The sequence below is a fragment of the Actinomadura rudentiformis genome (assembly GCF_008923185.1).
GTDB classification, from domain to species: Bacteria; Actinomycetota; Actinomycetes; order Streptosporangiales; family Streptosporangiaceae; genus Spirillospora; species Spirillospora rudentiformis.
Genome location: NZ_WBMT01000037.1, coordinates 1 through 14,677 on the forward strand (window position 1 = coordinate 1; position 14,677 = coordinate 14,677).

The 14,677-nt window shown below is 69.2% G+C and carries 14 protein-coding genes and 2 tRNA genes; 9 read left to right on the plus strand and 7 right to left on the minus strand.

The genetic code is table 11. From position 1 onward, the window contains the following. The first annotated feature begins 2,345 nt into the window (after positions 1 to 2,345). Both F8566_RS48550 and F8566_RS48555 read left to right on the plus strand, forming a co-directional pair. Entirely contained in the window at positions 2,346 to 3,317 is a 972-nt protein-coding gene (locus F8566_RS48550) for an ATP-binding cassette domain-containing protein (protein WP_151571116.1), read from the plus strand. Then, entirely contained in the window at positions 3,314 to 4,111 is a 798-nt protein-coding gene (locus F8566_RS48555) for an ABC transporter permease (protein WP_151571118.1), read from the plus strand. The genes F8566_RS48550 and F8566_RS48555 overlap by 4 nt, the downstream gene beginning before the upstream one ends. A 19-nt stretch (positions 4,112 to 4,130) precedes the next feature. Here the strand turns inward: F8566_RS48555 and F8566_RS48560 are convergent, their stop codons facing one another. Beyond that, entirely contained in the window at positions 4,131 to 7,397 is a 3,267-nt protein-coding gene (locus tag F8566_RS48560; protein ID WP_151571120.1) for an AfsR/SARP family transcriptional regulator, read from the minus strand. A 45-nt stretch (positions 7,398 to 7,442) separates the two neighbouring features. On the opposite strand from F8566_RS48560, the gene F8566_RS48565 reads away from it, so the two are divergent. The 6 genes from F8566_RS48565 (at position 7,443) to F8566_RS48590 (ending at position 10,965) form a co-directional block, all read left to right on the plus strand. Continuing rightward, positions 7,443 to 8,246, plus strand: a complete 804-nt coding sequence (locus F8566_RS48565) for an MBL fold metallo-hydrolase (RefSeq protein WP_151571124.1) — start codon at positions 7,443 to 7,445, stop codon at positions 8,244 to 8,246. 45 nt (positions 8,247 to 8,291) lie between these two features. Then, positions 8,292 to 8,549 carry a DUF7218 family protein gene (locus tag F8566_RS48570; RefSeq protein WP_151571127.1) on the plus strand — a complete coding sequence of 86 codons (258 nt, stop codon included), beginning with the start codon at positions 8,292 to 8,294 and terminating at the stop codon, positions 8,547 to 8,549. Between the two features lie 4 nt (positions 8,550 to 8,553). Then, on the plus strand, positions 8,554 to 8,907 hold the full coding sequence (locus F8566_RS48575; RefSeq protein WP_151571129.1) for a VOC family protein: 354 nt from the start codon (positions 8,554 to 8,556) through the stop codon (positions 8,905 to 8,907). Further along, the gene (locus F8566_RS48580) at positions 8,904 to 9,398 is read left to right on the plus strand and encodes a DUF1360 domain-containing protein (protein ID WP_151571131.1); all 495 of its coding nucleotides are present in this window, start codon (positions 8,904 to 8,906) and stop codon (positions 9,396 to 9,398) included. Before F8566_RS48575 ends, F8566_RS48580 begins: the two co-directional genes overlap by 4 nt. 28 nt (positions 9,399 to 9,426) lie before the next feature. Further along, positions 9,427 to 10,479, plus strand: a complete 1,053-nt coding sequence (locus F8566_RS48585) for a baeRF2 domain-containing protein (protein WP_151571133.1) — start codon at positions 9,427 to 9,429, stop codon at positions 10,477 to 10,479. Between the two features lie 114 nt (positions 10,480 to 10,593). Continuing rightward, positions 10,594 to 10,965 (plus strand): VOC family protein, encoded by a 372-nt coding sequence (locus F8566_RS48590; RefSeq protein ID WP_151571135.1) that lies wholly within the window; start codon positions 10,594 to 10,596, stop codon positions 10,963 to 10,965. A 145-nt stretch (positions 10,966 to 11,110) separates the two neighbouring features. On the opposite strand, the gene F8566_RS48595 is transcribed toward F8566_RS48590, so the two are convergent. Then, on the minus strand, positions 11,111 to 11,983 hold the full coding sequence (locus F8566_RS48595) for a helix-turn-helix domain-containing protein (RefSeq protein ID WP_151571137.1): 873 nt from the start codon (positions 11,981 to 11,983) through the stop codon (positions 11,111 to 11,113). A 177-nt stretch (positions 11,984 to 12,160) separates the two neighbouring features. On the opposite strand from F8566_RS48595, the gene F8566_RS48600 reads away from it, so the two are divergent. Continuing rightward, entirely contained in the window at positions 12,161 to 12,460 is a 300-nt protein-coding gene (locus tag F8566_RS48600) for a putative quinol monooxygenase (protein WP_151571139.1), read from the plus strand. 159 nt (positions 12,461 to 12,619) lie between these two features. Here F8566_RS48600 and F8566_RS48605 read toward each other — a convergent pair. The 5 genes from F8566_RS48605 to rsfS all read right to left on the minus strand — a co-directional run bounded on the left by F8566_RS48605 (position 12,620) and on the right by rsfS (position 14,609). Then, positions 12,620 to 12,692: transfer RNA gene (locus F8566_RS48605), tRNA-Ala, on the minus strand. A gap of 60 nt (positions 12,693 to 12,752) precedes the next feature. Next, entirely contained in the window at positions 12,753 to 12,944 is a 192-nt protein-coding gene (locus F8566_RS48610) for a hypothetical protein (RefSeq protein ID WP_225994218.1), read from the minus strand. A 443-nt stretch (positions 12,945 to 13,387) separates the two neighbouring features. Continuing rightward, positions 13,388 to 13,460, minus strand: a tRNA-Ala gene (locus F8566_RS48615). 83 nt (positions 13,461 to 13,543) lie between these two features. Continuing rightward, the gene (locus F8566_RS48620; protein ID WP_151571143.1) at positions 13,544 to 14,203 is read right to left on the minus strand and encodes a histidine phosphatase family protein; all 660 of its coding nucleotides are present in this window, start codon (positions 14,201 to 14,203) and stop codon (positions 13,544 to 13,546) included. Then, positions 14,196 to 14,609, minus strand: a complete 414-nt coding sequence (gene rsfS, locus F8566_RS48625; protein WP_151571145.1) for a ribosome silencing factor — start codon at positions 14,607 to 14,609, stop codon at positions 14,196 to 14,198. Before rsfS ends, F8566_RS48620 begins: the two co-directional genes overlap by 8 nt. Positions 14,610 to 14,677 lie beyond the last annotated feature (68 nt).

A 14,677-nucleotide genomic window follows, 5' to 3' on the forward strand; every position in this document is an offset into this window, starting at 1 on the left:
ACAAAGTGCCTGGCCTATAAAGGCACTGGCTTTTAACACGCTGTTGAGTTCTCAAGAAACGGACACCCACCGCACCAGACCACCGCTCCCGCAGCGCCCGGTTCCGGGGCAACCCTTCTAACTTACCGGAATCTTCGCTCCTGTCAACCGATCCAGCTGAATCGATCTTGTCGGAACGCAGCCCACCCGCCGTGCATCGTCACGGACGACAAGAACCGTCCGTAATCGATCTTCGGAGGAGTCCCTCGGGCCGGCCACCTTGCGGCGTCCTGCATCCCGTCTGGGCTGACCACTCCAGAGTACATCGACTCGAAGCAAGCTTCGAACCGTTTATCTGAGTGGCTTCCCCGCCGGGGCCGACCGCCTCTCGGCGTCCTGCATCCCCTCGGGGCATTGGAGACACTAGGTACTCACGAGTCACCCGTCAAATCGAAAGACCTACCCCGCACCGCCGACCAGCAAACCTGCTGGTCAACGACCCGGCCATGCGGTTCGCGCGTCGCGCCGTCCGCCGTGGCGTCCTGCACTGCTCCGCGCTGGTGTCTCTTCAACCCACCTCCTCCGTCACGTATTCCAGCCCCGGCACGCCGTCATGCTTCTGGTCGAACGCATCAGGTGTATGACTCAGAACACGTCCCAACCGTGGCACTGAGCGATCGGTTGGGCGAGCGCTCAGAGTGGCCGACGATTCGGCGGGCTGTCGGAGCTGGCCGCGCACTGCACCGGCCGGTATCAACGCCTGGTGTTGTCCGTCAGTGAACGCGACCAGGGCGCGTCTCAAAGTCGGCGTCCGTGGCGAGCGGCCTGTGCATTGTGTCGCCCGAACCCCACCTCGTGCGTGCATCGTGGGACCGGAGGAGGGGGTCGGGTCGCGTTTGGTCGTCGACCGCTCGCCCGGGCCCCCGCCGAACGCGTAGCTCTGCGGAAGCGGAACACCTCGGGGCGCGGACCCTGCGGAACGCGGAGGTCTGCGGAACGCGGAGGTCTGCGGAACGCGGAGGTCTGCGGAACGCGGAGGTCTGCGGAACGCGGAGGTCTGCGGACGCGGACGCTGCGGAACGCGGAGCGCCGCAGGACACGGAGCGCCGCGGAAGTAGACCCTGCGGAACGCGGAGGGCTGCGGAACGCGGAGGGCTGCGGAACGCGGAGGGCTGCGGAACACGGAGCGCCGCAGAAAGTGGACCCCGCGGAAGCCGGACCCCGCGGAACATGGAGCGCCGCGAAACACGGACCCTGCCGAACGCGGTGCCCTGCGGAACGCGAAGCGCCGCAAGACACAGAACACCGCGGGACACAGGCTCTGAGGAACGCGGAGCGCCGCGGAAAGCTGCCGAACGCGCAGGGCTGTGGGACACGGACCCTGCGGGACGCAAAGCGCTGCGCAAAGCGGATCCCGCGGAACACGGATCCCGCGGAACGCGCAGTGCTGCGGAATACGGACCCCACCGAACGCGGAGCCCTGCGGACGCGGGCTCTGCGAAAGCGGAGCGTTGCGGGAATCGGAACGCCGCGGGACACAGACTCTCTGGAACGCGGAGCGCCGCAGAAAGTGGACCCTGAGGAACACGGACCCCGCGGAACGTGGAGCGCCGCGAAACGCGGAGCCCTGCCGAACGCGGCGCGCCGCCGAACACGGAGCGCCGCTGAAAGTGGACCCCGCGGAACACGGACCCCGCGGAACGTGGAGGGCCGCGAAACGCGGAGCCCTGCGGAACGCTTTTTGGTGGGGTGGTGACCCCGCGGGTGTGTGCCTGGGCGTCGTACAGGAGGGGAGCTGACTTTGAGACGCGCTCTGGTCCTTGGGCCTACGGGTGGCGGCGCGTTCCACGGCCTCGTGTTTCGTGGCTTCACCGTGGAGCCGGAGCGCGACGACATGGGGGCGCGTCCCTTGGATGGGCTCAGCCTGGTGTTCCACATTGAGTGAGATCTGACCGCTGCGTCGTGGCAGCGTTCCGCCTGGTCGTAGCCGTCAGGTTCGACGTGTGCGTTGATGACGCCACCGCTCGTCTGCGGCGACCACCACGGCGAAGTCAGGTGCCGCGTTTCACACCAAGGGCTCGACCTTTCCGCTGATCCAGCCGACAGGCGGCTTTCGCCACGATGACACCAGAGAGCATCGGTCGCCGTTACGCCGCCCAGGGCGCGGCCTTCCGGCTGATCAGGTCGGCGATCCGTCGCTCATCACGGCGGTCGAGGACTTGGCCTCCTGGGGTGGGACCACTCAACCGAATCGAGCGAAGGCCTTCGGGGTGATGTCAGCGCGTGTAAGCGCCGCATCGGTGTCGCGTCAGTGAGGTCGCCGAACGTGGAGCTCGTCGAATCGGAAGAGCGACTGAGGACGGGATATGGACCATGTGATCCGGGCCGAGGGGCTGCGGAAGGCGTTCGGGGCCACCCAAGCGCTTGACGGAGTCGACCTCGCCGTACGCCAAGGCACGGTCCTGGGCGTTCTGGGGCCGAACGGCGCGGGCAAGACCACCGCCGTCCGGGTGCTGGCCACCCTGCTCAAGCCCGATGCCGGGCGGGCCGAGGTGTGCGGGTACGACGTGCTGAACGATCCCGCGCGGGTTCGCGCGATGATCGGGCTGACCGGGCAGTACGCGTCGCTGGACGAGGAGCTGACCGGGACCGAGAACCTCGTCATGATCGGACGGCTTCTGGATCTGAGCCGGAGCGCGGCGCGGGGCCGGGCGGCTGAGCTGCTGGACAGGTTCCGGCTCACGGACGCAGGCGGGCGCGCGGTCAAGACGTACTCCGGCGGTATGCGGCGCCGGCTCGACCTGGCGGCGAGCCTCGTCAACCGGCCGGCGGTCATCTACCTCGACGAGCCGACGACCGGGCTGGACCCGCGCGCCCGCAACGAGGTGTGGGAGACGGTCCGGGATCTGGTCGCGGACGGCGCCACGGTGCTCCTGACCACGCAGTACCTGGAGGAGGCGGACGCGCTCGCCGACCGGATCGCGGTGTTCGACCACGGCCGGGTCGTGGCGGAGGGCACGCCGTCCGAACTCAAGTCGCGGATCGGCCTGCAGACGCTGGCGGTACGGACGGCGGAACTCCACCGGACCGCCCAGCTCGCCGCGATCATCGCGGAGCTCACGGGTGAACGGCCGGACGTGCATGAGGGGACCGGTCTGGTGACGGCGCCCGCGTACGACCCGGCCGTTCTGCCGGCTCTGGTGCGGCGGTTGGACGAGGCGCAGATCGTGGCCGCCGAGCTCGCGCTGCGCATGCCGAGCCTCGACGAGGTCTTCCTCACCCTGACCGGCCAATCCACGACCACAACGGCCAAGGAGCTGGAAAGGACCCCGGCATGACGACTCTCGCCATCCCGCCTCGGCGGATCAGTCCGCGACGGACGCTGCGGCATGGGCTGACGCTGGCCTGGCGCAAGGTCGCCCAGTTGAAGCACTCACCGGAGAAGCTGCTGGACACCACTTTGACGCCGCTGGTTTTCCTGTTGCTGTTCCTGTACGTCTTCGGCGGCGCTCTAGCAGGCGATACGCATTCGTACCTGCAGAAGCTGCTGCCGGGACTGGTCGCCCAGATGACGTTCATCGGCACGATGGGCCTGGGGATAGCCCTGAACGAGGACATTCACAAGGGCGTCTTCGACCGTTTCCGGAGCCTGCCGATCGCGCGTTCGGCACCGTTGATCGGCTCGGTGCTGGGCGAGACGGTCAAGTTCTGCGTGATGATGACGATGCTGGTCGGCTTCGGCATGATCCTGGGGTTCCGGTTCGACAGCGACCCGTTGTCGATCGTGGCGGCGCTGGCGCTGGCGTACGTGTTCTATCTGGCCGTCTGCTGGATCTTCGTGCTGGTCGGGATGCTCGCGCCATCGCCGGACAGCGTGCAGGGCATCGGGTTCATCTTTGTGATGCCGCTGACGTTCGGCAGCAGCGTCCTCATGCCGAACATCGGCACAATGCCGGGCTGGCTTCAGGCCTGGGTCAAGGTCAATCCGGTCACGCATCTGGCCGAGTCGCTGCGTGCGTTGATGATCGGCGGGCCCATGGGCAACCACGTCTGGTACACCCTCGCTTGGGCGGCCGGGATCGTTCTGGTGACGTTTCCGCTGGCTCTGCGTTTGTACGCGCGCCGCACCTAGGGATCACGGCGCGCCGTGCCTAGGGCACCAAGGCGAGGACGCCTTCGCGGGGCATGGCCCGGCCTCGGTCGTACGCCTCCGCGAAGGCCTTTTCACCGAGGGCGCCGATGGCTGCGGACGTGACGCGCTTGGCGTCGATGCTCCAGCGGTCCCTGTAGCCGCGCAGGGAATGGGCGGCGCCCAGCAGTTCGGCGGCGCGTTCGTGGTCGCCGCGCGCGGTGTCCAGCGCCGCCACGCCTTCGATGATCTCGGCGAGCGTGGGGTTGCCGATGAGGACGCTTTCGGCGATGTCACTGAGGGCGCGGGCGTGGAACCGTTCCGCCGATTCGAGGTCGCCTTGCTGTTCGGCCAGGCGGCCCAGATGGCTGAACGTACGGGCGCACACCGAGCGGACGTCGGCTCGGTAGGCACGCGGTTCCACCAGTTCACGTGCCCGTTCGAGCAGGATGCGGGTGGTGGCCAGGTCGCCCTCACGGCGGGCCAGCTCGCTCAGGTTGAGGTAGCCGTTGGCGGCGTCGGCGTATTCGCCGAACCGCTCCATGTCGGCGACAGCGCGTTCGGTTTCGGCACGGGCGCGCACAAGGTCGCCGGTTTCCGCGCGGGCTCGCGCCAGGCTGAGGAGCACGGTGCCGCCCTGCTCGGGACTGACCCCTTCGGCGGCGTAGCCGTACGCTTCCTCGCCGAGTCGTACCGCCTCCTCGGCATCGCCGCGCGCGAGCGCCACCTGCATCGCACCGCTCAGCGCGGTGATCATCCCCCAGCGCTCGCCGATCGCGCGGAAGCCGGCGAGGCCCGCGCCGAGTTCGGCGCCCGCCCGTTCGACATCGCCGCCGTTCGCCGCCATGACGCCGAGCCCCACACGGGCGATCGCGCGGATCCACGGATCAGGGTGGTCGTAGGCGTTGCGCATCCCGCGCTCCGCTGCCGCGAGGTCACCCGTGAGGAACGCTCCCACTCCGCGCGCCAGGATCAGCGCGGGGTGCTGCGGCTCCTCGGGCACCGTGGCCATGATGACTTCCAGGGCCGCCTGCAAGTTCTCCAGAGTCGCAGGGTCGCATGACATCTCGGTGATGAGCGATGCCGCGCACTTCGCCATGGCGTACTGCTCTTCCAGGCCGGGCGGCGCGGTGTCATCGGCGATGTCCATGACCGCGACCGCCCAGGTGCCCGCCTCCATCTCCAGGTCCCGCATGACCCAGAACCACACCAGCGCGGCGACCAGCCGCAGCCCCGTGGTCACGTCGCGGGTTTCGATGATGTGGCGGAACGCGGCGCTGCAGTTGTCGCGTTCGGCGGTCAGCCGGTTCATCCAGAGGAGCTGGTCGGCGCGGCGCAGCTCCGGATCGGCGCGTTCGGCGAGTTCGAGGAAGTACGCGGCGTGCGCGGACCGGATACGGTCGCCTTCCCCTGCCTCCTCCAGCCGCTCCGCCGCGTACACGCGCACGGTCTCCAGCAGCCGGTACCGCACCTCGGCGTGCCCGTCCGCGATGACGAGCGACTTGTCGATCAGCGCGGCGACCACGTCGATGACGTCGTCGGTGAGCCGCCCGGGCGCGCACACCCGTGCGACGCCGTCCGGCGTCGCTCCCCCGGCGAACACCGAAAGCCGCCGCAGCACGGTACGTTCGGCGTCGTCGAGCAGGTCCCAGCTCCAGTCGACGACGGCGCGGAGGGTCCGGTGCCGCGGCAGTGCCGTACGGCTGCCGCCGGTGAGCAGCCGGAAGCGGTCGCCGAGACGGCCCGCGATCTGCGTCGGGGTGAGCGACCGCAGCCTGGCCGCCGCCAGCTCGATGGCGAGCGGAATGCCGTCAAGCTCGCGGCAGATCGCCACCACCTGCGGCGCCGACGCGTCGTCCACCGCGAAGCCGGGGCGGGCCGCGGCGGCACGGTCGGCGAAGAGCCGCACCGACGCGTACCGCATCGCTTCGCCCGCGTCAGAACCGGCCGGTGGCAACGGAAGCGACGGAACGGGGCACAACGCCTCTCCCGTGATGCCGAGGGGCTCGCGGCTCGTCGCCAGCACCCGTACACCGGGAGCGTCGCCGAGCGTGCGGTCCACCAGCGCGGCGACGGCATCGATCAGGTGCTCGCAGTTGTCCAGGACCAAAATCATCTGCTTGCCCGCGAGGAAGTCCGCCAGCCGGTCGGCGGGCCGCACCGTCGAACGGCTCTCGGCCGACCGGACCACGTCGACCACGCCGAGCGCGGCCAGCACCGCCTGGGTGACCTCGCCCGCGTCGCTCACCGAGGCCAGCGGAACGAACCACACCCCGTCCGGCAACTCGGCGACGAACGGAGCCGCCGCCTCGCTCGCCAGCCGGGTCTTGCCCGCGCCGCCCGGCCCGGTCAGGGTGACCAGCCGGCCGTCCCGCAGCAGCTTGCCAACGCGTTCGGACTCCTCCTCCCGCCCGACGAAGCTGGTCAACTGAGAGGGCAGGTTGGTCGTGCGACGCGTCCTATGGCTCGTGCGAGACGTCGTATGGCTCATGCGAGAAGTCGTATGGCTCGTGCGAGACGTTGTGCGGACGTCCGCCGTGGCGGACACGGATGCTCGGGGCGTGACCTGGCCCCTCAGGATGGCGAGGTGCGCGGCGGCCAGTTCGGGTGAGGGGTCCACGCCGAGACGGTCGGCGAGCTGCCGCCGACCGTCCTCGTACAGCTGCAGCGCGTCGGCCTGCCGGCCCGCCGCGTACAGAGCGCGCATGAGCAGGGCGCGGAGCCGTTCGCGGAGCGGATTCGCCTCGGCCAGCGCCTCGAGCTCGGGGACCAGCGGTGCCGCCGGGCGACCGAGCGCCAGCTCCGCGTCGGCCCGGTCCTCGATCGCCGACAGCCGCAGCTCGCCGAGGCGGCTCACCTCCGCCACCGCGAACGCCGCGTCCGCGACGTCGGAGAGCGCGGGACCTCGCCACAGGTCGAGCGCGTCACGCAGCCTCTCCGCACGCGACTCGGGCTCATGCTCCCGTCGGGCCGCCAGGACCGCCCGTTCGAACGCGAAGGCGTCGATCTCCGCGGGCTCGACCGCGAGCCGGTAGCCGGCGGGGCCGTGCCCGACCAGATCCCGGCCCGCCGCACCGCGCAACCGCGAGACCAGTGCCTGCAGCGCACCCGTGCCTCCGGCGGGCGGCGCGCCCTCCCAGAGATCGTCCAGCAGCCGTTCGGCGGACACCGCACGGCCCGCCTCGATCGCCAGCCGGATCAGCAGCGCACGCAACCGGCGGCCGCTGACCTCGACGGCCCGGCCGGCCTCGTCCCGTACCTCCAGCGGGCCCAGGATGCCGATGCGCACCCGGTCATTCTCCCCGACCGGGACACCACCTGAGATCGTTAGGCCATGAACCTGATACCGCGCATCGCCGCCGGCATTGAGATCGTCCCGCTCCTCGACGCGGTCGGGCCCATGGGCGGAGCCCTCCGCCGCCCGCCCGGGGAACTGTTCCCGGGCGGCTCCCCCGAGCTGTGGGAGCGGGTCACGGCCGACGAACCGAAGGCCTTCGGTCCCGATGGCGAGTGGGTCCTGCACTTCTACTGCTACTTGCTGCGCGTTCCAGGCGGTCCGAACATCCTGGTGGACACCGGCCTCGGTCCGCTGGACTCCCCCGCAGCGACGTGGGCTCCCGTTCCCGGTGACCTCGTCGGCGCCCTCACCCGGGCCGGTGTCGCCCCCGGCGAGATCGACACCGTCGTGATCACCCATCTGCACAGTGACCACGCGAGCGGCGCCGTGACCGACGGCAAGCCCGTCTTCCCCAACGCGCGCCACATCTTGCAGAACGATGAGCTCGCCTGGCTGGAACGCACGCGCGAGCCCATCCTCGCCGTGATCCTCGAACCCCTCCGCGAGGCGGGCCTGGTCGACACGATCAGCGGCGATCTCCGGCTGGCCCCGGACGTTCAGCTCATCCGCACCCCCGGCCACACACCGGGCCATCAGTCGATCCTGGTCGGTGACGACGAGATGCTGGTCACCGGGGACATCCTGCATCACCCGGTCCAGCTCGCCGATCCCTCGATCATCTACCTCTACGACGAGGACTCCGAGACCGCACGCGCCACCCGTACCGCTCTGCTGGCGAGGGTCCGCGAACGCGGCGGCACGCTGGCCACCCCGCATCTCCCCTCCCCCTTCAATGTGTGAGTTCGCGAGAGGGGGTAGGTGAGGTTGGGAAGGAGGTGGCCGACCATGCCAAGAGCACAGATCAAGGACGAGAAGAAGTACCAGAAACTCCGCGACAAGGGCGAGAGCAAGGAGAAGGCCGCCCGGATCGCCAACGCCCAGGCCGGGCAGGGCAGCAGCAAGGTCGGACGGAAGGGCGGCAAGAGCCCGTCGTACGACGACTGGACCAAGGAGGACCTGCTCAAGCGGGCCCGTGAGATCGGCATCGAGGGACGTTCGTCGATGAACAAGTCCCAGCTGGTCAAGGCCCTGCGCGACCACTGAGCCGATGAAGCTGGTCTTCGTCCTGGACTGCGCCGATCCCGAGGGCCTGGCCGATTTCTGGGCCGGGGCCCTGGGGTACCGGCGCGGCCCGTTCCATCCGCCCTACGCCCATCTGGTGGATCCGCAAGCGGAGCGTCCCGAGATCCTGCTACAGCAGGTCCCGGAACCAAAGGTCACCAAGAACCGCATGCACGTCGACCTGCGCGTCGACGACATGGACGCGGAGATCGAACGGGTGACCGCGCTCGGCGCCCGGATCGTCCGCGGTCCGTTCGTCGACGAGGGCTGGCCCACCACGGTGATGGCGGATCCGGAGGGCAACGAATTCTGTCTGATCGTCAACCCGGGAAATTCATGACGTCTGTCGTCAACACGGCACGCAAGCACAAGAACGCATACGCGCGAGGCGCGGACCGCCCTCTCGGCTCGTACCTGGGCACGCTGGCCGTCTACGGTCTGAGCGCGGCGGGGCTGGCGTTCCTCGCACGCGGCCGGACCCCGCGCATCACTCTCAGCGATCTGGTCCTGATGACGATCACGACGCACAAGCTCTCGCGGCTGATCGCCAAGGACCCGGTGACGAGCCCGCTGCGCGCTCCGTTCACCCAGTACGAGGGCACATCCGGACCCGCCGAGCTGCACGAGGAGGTACGCGGCCACGGCGCGCGGCACGCCGTTGGCGAGCTGGTGACCTGCCCGTTCTGCCTGTCGCAGTGGGTCGCCACCGCGTACACGGCCGGAATGGTGTTCGCGCCCGACGCCACCCGCCTGGTGGGAACGACCATGACGGCGGTGGCGGGCTCGGACTGGCTCCAGCTCGCCTACGCGCGGCTGCAACAGGCGGTTTGACACAGGCGAGACGGGTAGGGCCAGATTTATGGATTTGTCCTTCCTCAAATCGCTCTACGACCGACCGGGACCGTACGCGTCCGTGTACGCCGATCTCACCAGGACGACCGAGGAGGCGCCGAAGGCACCCGAGCTCCGGTGGCGGGCGCTGCGCGAGACGCTGCACACCCAGGGCACCCCTGAGGACACGCTGCGCGCGATCGATCAGACCGTTCAGGAGGAGCTCGCCGAAAAGCGCTCCGAAGGGCTGGTGGTCTTCGCGGCCGCCGGCGAGGTCGCGCACCTCACCCGCCTGCCCGGCCCGCCCGCCAACGAGCTGGCCCGCGTCTCGCCTCTCCCGCACGTGCTCCCGCTCCTTGCCGAACGCGGCGAACGATTCTCCTACCTCCTGGTCACCGTGGACCGCCGGGGCGGCGAGATCTGCTGCGTCGCACCCGATGGAACCCGCACCACGACCCATGTGGAAGGCGACGAGGAATACCCGATCCGCAAGGTCAAGGCCGGGGACTGGAACCAGTCCCGCTTCCAGCGAGCCGCCGAGAACGTCTGGAAGGCGAACGCCAAGAAGGTCGGCCGGGAGGTGGGCCAGACCGCCAAGCAGTGCGGCGCCGAACTCCTCCTGGTCTCCGGTGACCCGCAGGCCAGAAGCGCACTGATGGAGGAGATCCCCGAGCCGCTCCTGGAGCACACGGTCGAGGCCAAGGACGTCGAAGAGCTTCTGGAGCTGAAGCAGACGGAACGGCTCACTGCCATCGCCGAACGCTACGAACGGGAGCTCGCCCACGGCCAGCGCGCCGTCAAGGGCTTGAGCGCGACCGTGGGCGCCGCGAAGCGCGGGCAGATCGAGACCCTGCTCCTGCCCGACGACCCGCCCGCTCGCGTCTGGGTGGGCCCGAATCCCACCGACATCAGCGTCGACCTGGGCGAGCTACACCGCGCGGGCGTCACCGACCCGGTCGAAGAGCGCGCCGACGCCGCCCTCATCAGGGCCGTCGCCGCCACGGACGGGAACCTCGCCTTCCTCCACCAGTCCAAGATCGGAGCCATCCTCCGCTACACGGACTCCGCCACCCGCCACTAGCAGTTCGAGCTGCCCGGGAACGCCCGGGCAGCTCGAAGACGCGCTGCCGGACATGGATGCGGCCCCTGGCGTCGCCGCCGCTGCCGTAGTGGACTGGTCATTGAGGAGGCAGCCATGTCCATCGACCTCAACCACACGATCGTCCACGCCCGCGACAAGCAGGCCGAAGCCGAGTTCTTCGGGCACATCCTGGGCTTGAAAGTCGGCGCCCCATGGGGCCCGTTCGTCCCGGTCGAAGCCGACAACGGCGTCACGTTCGACTTCATGGACTCGACCGAGGTCCAGGGCCAGCACTACGCCTTCCTGGTCACCGACGAGGAGTTCGACCAGATCTTCGCGCGCATCAAGGAGGCCGGCATCACGTACTGGGCCGACCCCGCCCACCGGAAGCCCGGCGAGATCAACCACCACTACGGCGGCCGCGGCGTCTACTTTGACAGCCCCAACGGCCACAACCTGGAGGCCATCACCTCTCCGTACGCCTAAAACCACAAGAGCCGCTACTAGCGTGTGGGCCTACCCCAAGCTCACGAGCGCGAGGAGCACAAATTCGCGCGGACGGCTGTGCCGGAGTGATGCCGATAGCGTGCGCTTGCTCCTTGCTGGTCTTGGGGTGTGTGCCACCTTGGGATCAGAGGCTGTGTTGCTCCTGGAGGTCGGTTGTGGCCGTGGACGGGGTCGTAAGGCTTGCCAAGAGGTGGAGAGAGGCCGCGGCGTCGGAACCGCCGGGGGCGCTGTAGATCATCATGGTCATGTCAGGGTCGTCGGGGGCGCGCATGGCGACGTAGTCGAGGGCGAGTTCACCGAGTTGGGGGTGGGCGAAGCGTTTGCGGCCGCGGGTCTTGCCGCGGACGTTGTGGTCGGCCCACAGGCGGCGGAAGTCGGCGCTATGCAGGGAAAGTTCGCCGATCAGGGTGGCTAGTTGGGGGTCGTCGGGGTGGCGTCCGGCGTCGAAGCGGAGGTTGGCGACGGTGTCGCGGGCCTTGGTTTCCCAGTCGGGGTAGAGATCGTGGGCCGTTTCGTCGAGGAAGACCAGCCGGGCCATGTTCCGTTCGGCGGTGGGTAGGGCGGGGAAGTCGGCGATCAGGAGCCGGGCCAGTTGGTTCCAGGCCAGGACGTCCAGGCGGCGTCCGATGATGTAGGCGGGGACGGCGGACAGGGCGTCCAGGGCTTGGCGCATCTCGGGCCGGACCTGTTGGGGGCGGCTGGGGCGTTTGCGGGCGGTGCTGGGTTTGGCCAGGTTGTGCAGGTAGGCGCGTTCGTCGGCGTCGAGGCCGAGTGCGCGGGCGACGGCGTCCAGGACGTCGGCGGAGACGTTGCGGGCGCGGCCCTGTTCCAGGCGGGTGTAGTAGTCGACGCTCACTCCGGCCAGCAGCGCCAGTTCCTCCCGGCGCAGGCCCGGCACGCGCCGCTGGCCGCCGAAGTTGGGCGCACCGGTCTGGTCGGGGCTCAGGCGTGCGCGTCGGGTTTTGAGGAACTCGCTGAGCTGCTGTGCACGATCCATGATCCCAGTATCGGTGACGTTCAGCCTGTTCTGCCTGGTCCTGGCAGGCCCAGGCAGGGACGACCCCGGTTGAGCGGAGCTCTGGGTGGCCGGTGGCCGGGACCGCAGGATGGACATCGTTCGCCAGCGAACACACCACCACCCAAGATCAACCGTGGAAGATCAGGAGTTACTGCCGTGTCGAACACCCTCACCATTGTTGCCGGTTTCACCGCCAAGCCCGGTCAGGAGCAGCGCCTGCGGGACGAACTGGAGGCGATGATCGCTCCGTCCCTGGCCGAGGAGGGCTGCCTGGGCTACCAGCCCTATGCTGACCCGGCCCGCCCCGACCGCATGATCATTGTTGAGGAGTGGGTCGACAGCGCCGCGCTCGACTTCCACTTCTCGCTGCCGCACTTCACGCACATCGCCCAGGTCCTGGAGGAGATCCTTGCCGAGCCGTTCACCCTGCGCCGTCTGACTGACATCCCTGCCTGAGGGTCTGCTTCGCAGGCGGCCGCGAGGGCACACGCCATAAGGTGCCCGAACGCAAGCAGGACCCCTCCCCGGGAGGGGAGAGGCCCTGCTTGGACGGATACCGTGAAAGCCCTGCCAGGCGGCCTTGATTCAGCCGTTGTTCTAGTAGGCCTTCTTCGGTGGAGCTATGGGGATTCGAACCCCAGACCTCCTCCATGCCATGGAGGCGCGCTACCAACTGCGCCATAGCCCCGCGCGACCTTCCGGCCGACCAGGAAAAGCTTAGTGCACGCCGACCCCTGCTCGGTACGCGCTATCGCCAGCCAAGCTGCTCGCCCACCTCGTCCGGCGCGTACCCCTGCTGCCCGCCCTCGCCGATCCACACCATCCCATCGGCCTCCGCGACTGCTCCGACCAGGTGTTCCTGCGGCAACCGAGGCTGGACAGCCAGCCGAACTTCCAGATTGGGATCGAACCGGCTCAGCTCATCGATGAGGTCCGCCACTGTGACCTCCCTGCGCGCACCCCTGCGATGTCTGCCCATAACGCAATAAAACCATTCACCCTCCCCTGACCAGCCAGTTTGATCTTGCTTCGATAAAGAGAATTCCGGAAGGGGTGGGGGCGGAGCCCCCGCATCGGGGTTTGGGGCGGAGCCCAATAAGCACTGTCCGAGCGGAGCGAGGGCGATGCCCCTGCCTAGGCGAGGGGCGAAGCCCCACCCAGCGGAGCGGGGTGAAGCCCCCAAAGGGGGCAAGGGGCGGAGCCCCAACGGGGCGCAGCCCCACCCGAGCGGAGCGAGGGGTGAGGGCGGAGCCCTCTGGGGGTGCGGGGGGCGGAGCCCCTGCAGCGGGGATCTGGGGGTCGCCCCCCAGGTAAACATGACGAAGGAGTGGCGGGGAAGCCAGCCCAAAGGGCCTGCGACCACACCACTCCCAAACTCCGAAGTGGAGCTATGGGGATTCGAACCCCAGACCTCCTCCATGCCATGGAGGCGCGCTACCAACTGCGCCATAGCCCCGCAGCTGCGTGGACGTGCATCCCGCAGCGCCTCGCCAGTGTATAGGAAGGCGGGGGTCGTACTCGAATTGATTGCGGGGGGCTCTAGGCGCCGTTGTCGGTGCGGTCGTCGGAGAGGACGGGCTCGGGCAGGGTGCCGGCGTTGTGCTCGACGAGACGCCAGCCGCCGTCGCGCATTTCGGCGAGGACGGACCAGCAGCAGTTGGAGAGGCCGCCGAGGCGTTCCCAGATCTCCTCGGGGAAGCCGAGAAGGTTGGACATGCCGAGGCGCAGCGCGGCGCCGTGGGAAGCCACGACGAGGAGTCCGGTGGGCGGCAGCTCGTCGAGGGCGCGTTCCAGTGCGGTGCCGACGCGCTTGGCGACCTGGGCGCTGGTCTCGCCGCCGGGCGGTTGCCAGCGGGCGTGCTCGGCGGGGAAGCGCTCACGGATCTCGCGGGCGGTGAGGCCCTCCCACTGGCCGCCGTCGCGTTCGATCAGGTCCTTGTCGTGCGCGACCGGCAGCCCGGTGACGTCGGCGAGGGCCTGTGCGGTGTCGGCGGCGCGCTGCAAGGGCGAGGCCAGGATCGCGGTGGGGCGGAGGGCGGCGAGGAGGCGGGCCGCGCGGTGGGCCTGCTCGACGCCGGTCTCGTCCAGCGGGATGTCGGTCTTGCCCTGGAAGCGGCGTTCGACGTTCCAGGCGGTCTGGCCGTGCCGCCAGAGGACCAGGCGGCGCTTGCCGGGCTCGCGCCGGGGGGCGTCACTCACTCGCGCTCCCGACCCTTCGGCCGCGCTGTGCGGAGTGGGCGTTGACGCTCTCCGGAAGCTCCAGGACGGGGCAGTCCTTCCACAGCCGCTCGAGGGCGTAGAAGAGACGGTCCTCCTCGTGCTGGACGTGCACGATGACGTCGGCGTAGTCCAGGAGCACCCAGCGTCCTTCCCGCTCGCCCTCACGGCGGATGGGTTTGGCGCCGGCCTCCTCGCGGAGACGCCTTTCGATCTCGTCGACGATCGCGCGGACCTGGCGGTCGTTGGACGCCGAGCAGAGCACGAACGCGTCGGTGATGACGAGCTGCTCGCTCACGTCGTAGGCAAGAATGTCGTCGGCCAGCTTGTCGCCCGCCGCCTCGGCGGCGATCCGGACCAGCTGTGCGGCCCTGTCGGATGCGGTCACGATGTGTTCGCGATCCTCCCTGTCGGGGACGGTCCCGGTTCTACCCTCTCACGGCTCCCGGACACGGC

Excerpts from the sequence above, each read along its gene's own strand:
- F8566_RS48595 (WP_151571137.1), bottom strand. The coding sequence starts at position 11,983 with ATGGATCGTGCACAGCAGCTCAGCGAGTTCCTCAAAACCCGACGCGCA.
- F8566_RS48580 (WP_151571131.1), top strand. The coding sequence starts at position 8,904 with ATGACGTCTGTCGTCAACACGGCACGCAAGCACAAGAACGCATACGCG.
- F8566_RS48570 (WP_151571127.1), top strand. The coding sequence starts at position 8,292 with ATGCCAAGAGCACAGATCAAGGACGAGAAGAAGTACCAGAAACTCCGC.
- F8566_RS48550 (WP_151571116.1), top strand. The coding sequence starts at position 2,346 with ATGGACCATGTGATCCGGGCCGAGGGGCTGCGGAAGGCGTTCGGGGCC.
- F8566_RS48565 (WP_151571124.1), top strand. The coding sequence starts at position 7,443 with ATGAACCTGATACCGCGCATCGCCGCCGGCATTGAGATCGTCCCGCTC.
- F8566_RS48590 (WP_151571135.1), top strand. The coding sequence starts at position 10,594 with ATGTCCATCGACCTCAACCACACGATCGTCCACGCCCGCGACAAGCAG.
- F8566_RS48575 (WP_151571129.1), top strand. The coding sequence starts at position 8,554 with ATGAAGCTGGTCTTCGTCCTGGACTGCGCCGATCCCGAGGGCCTGGCC.
- F8566_RS48555 (WP_151571118.1), top strand. The coding sequence starts at position 3,314 with ATGACGACTCTCGCCATCCCGCCTCGGCGGATCAGTCCGCGACGGACG.
- F8566_RS48585 (WP_151571133.1), top strand. The coding sequence starts at position 9,427 with ATGGATTTGTCCTTCCTCAAATCGCTCTACGACCGACCGGGACCGTAC.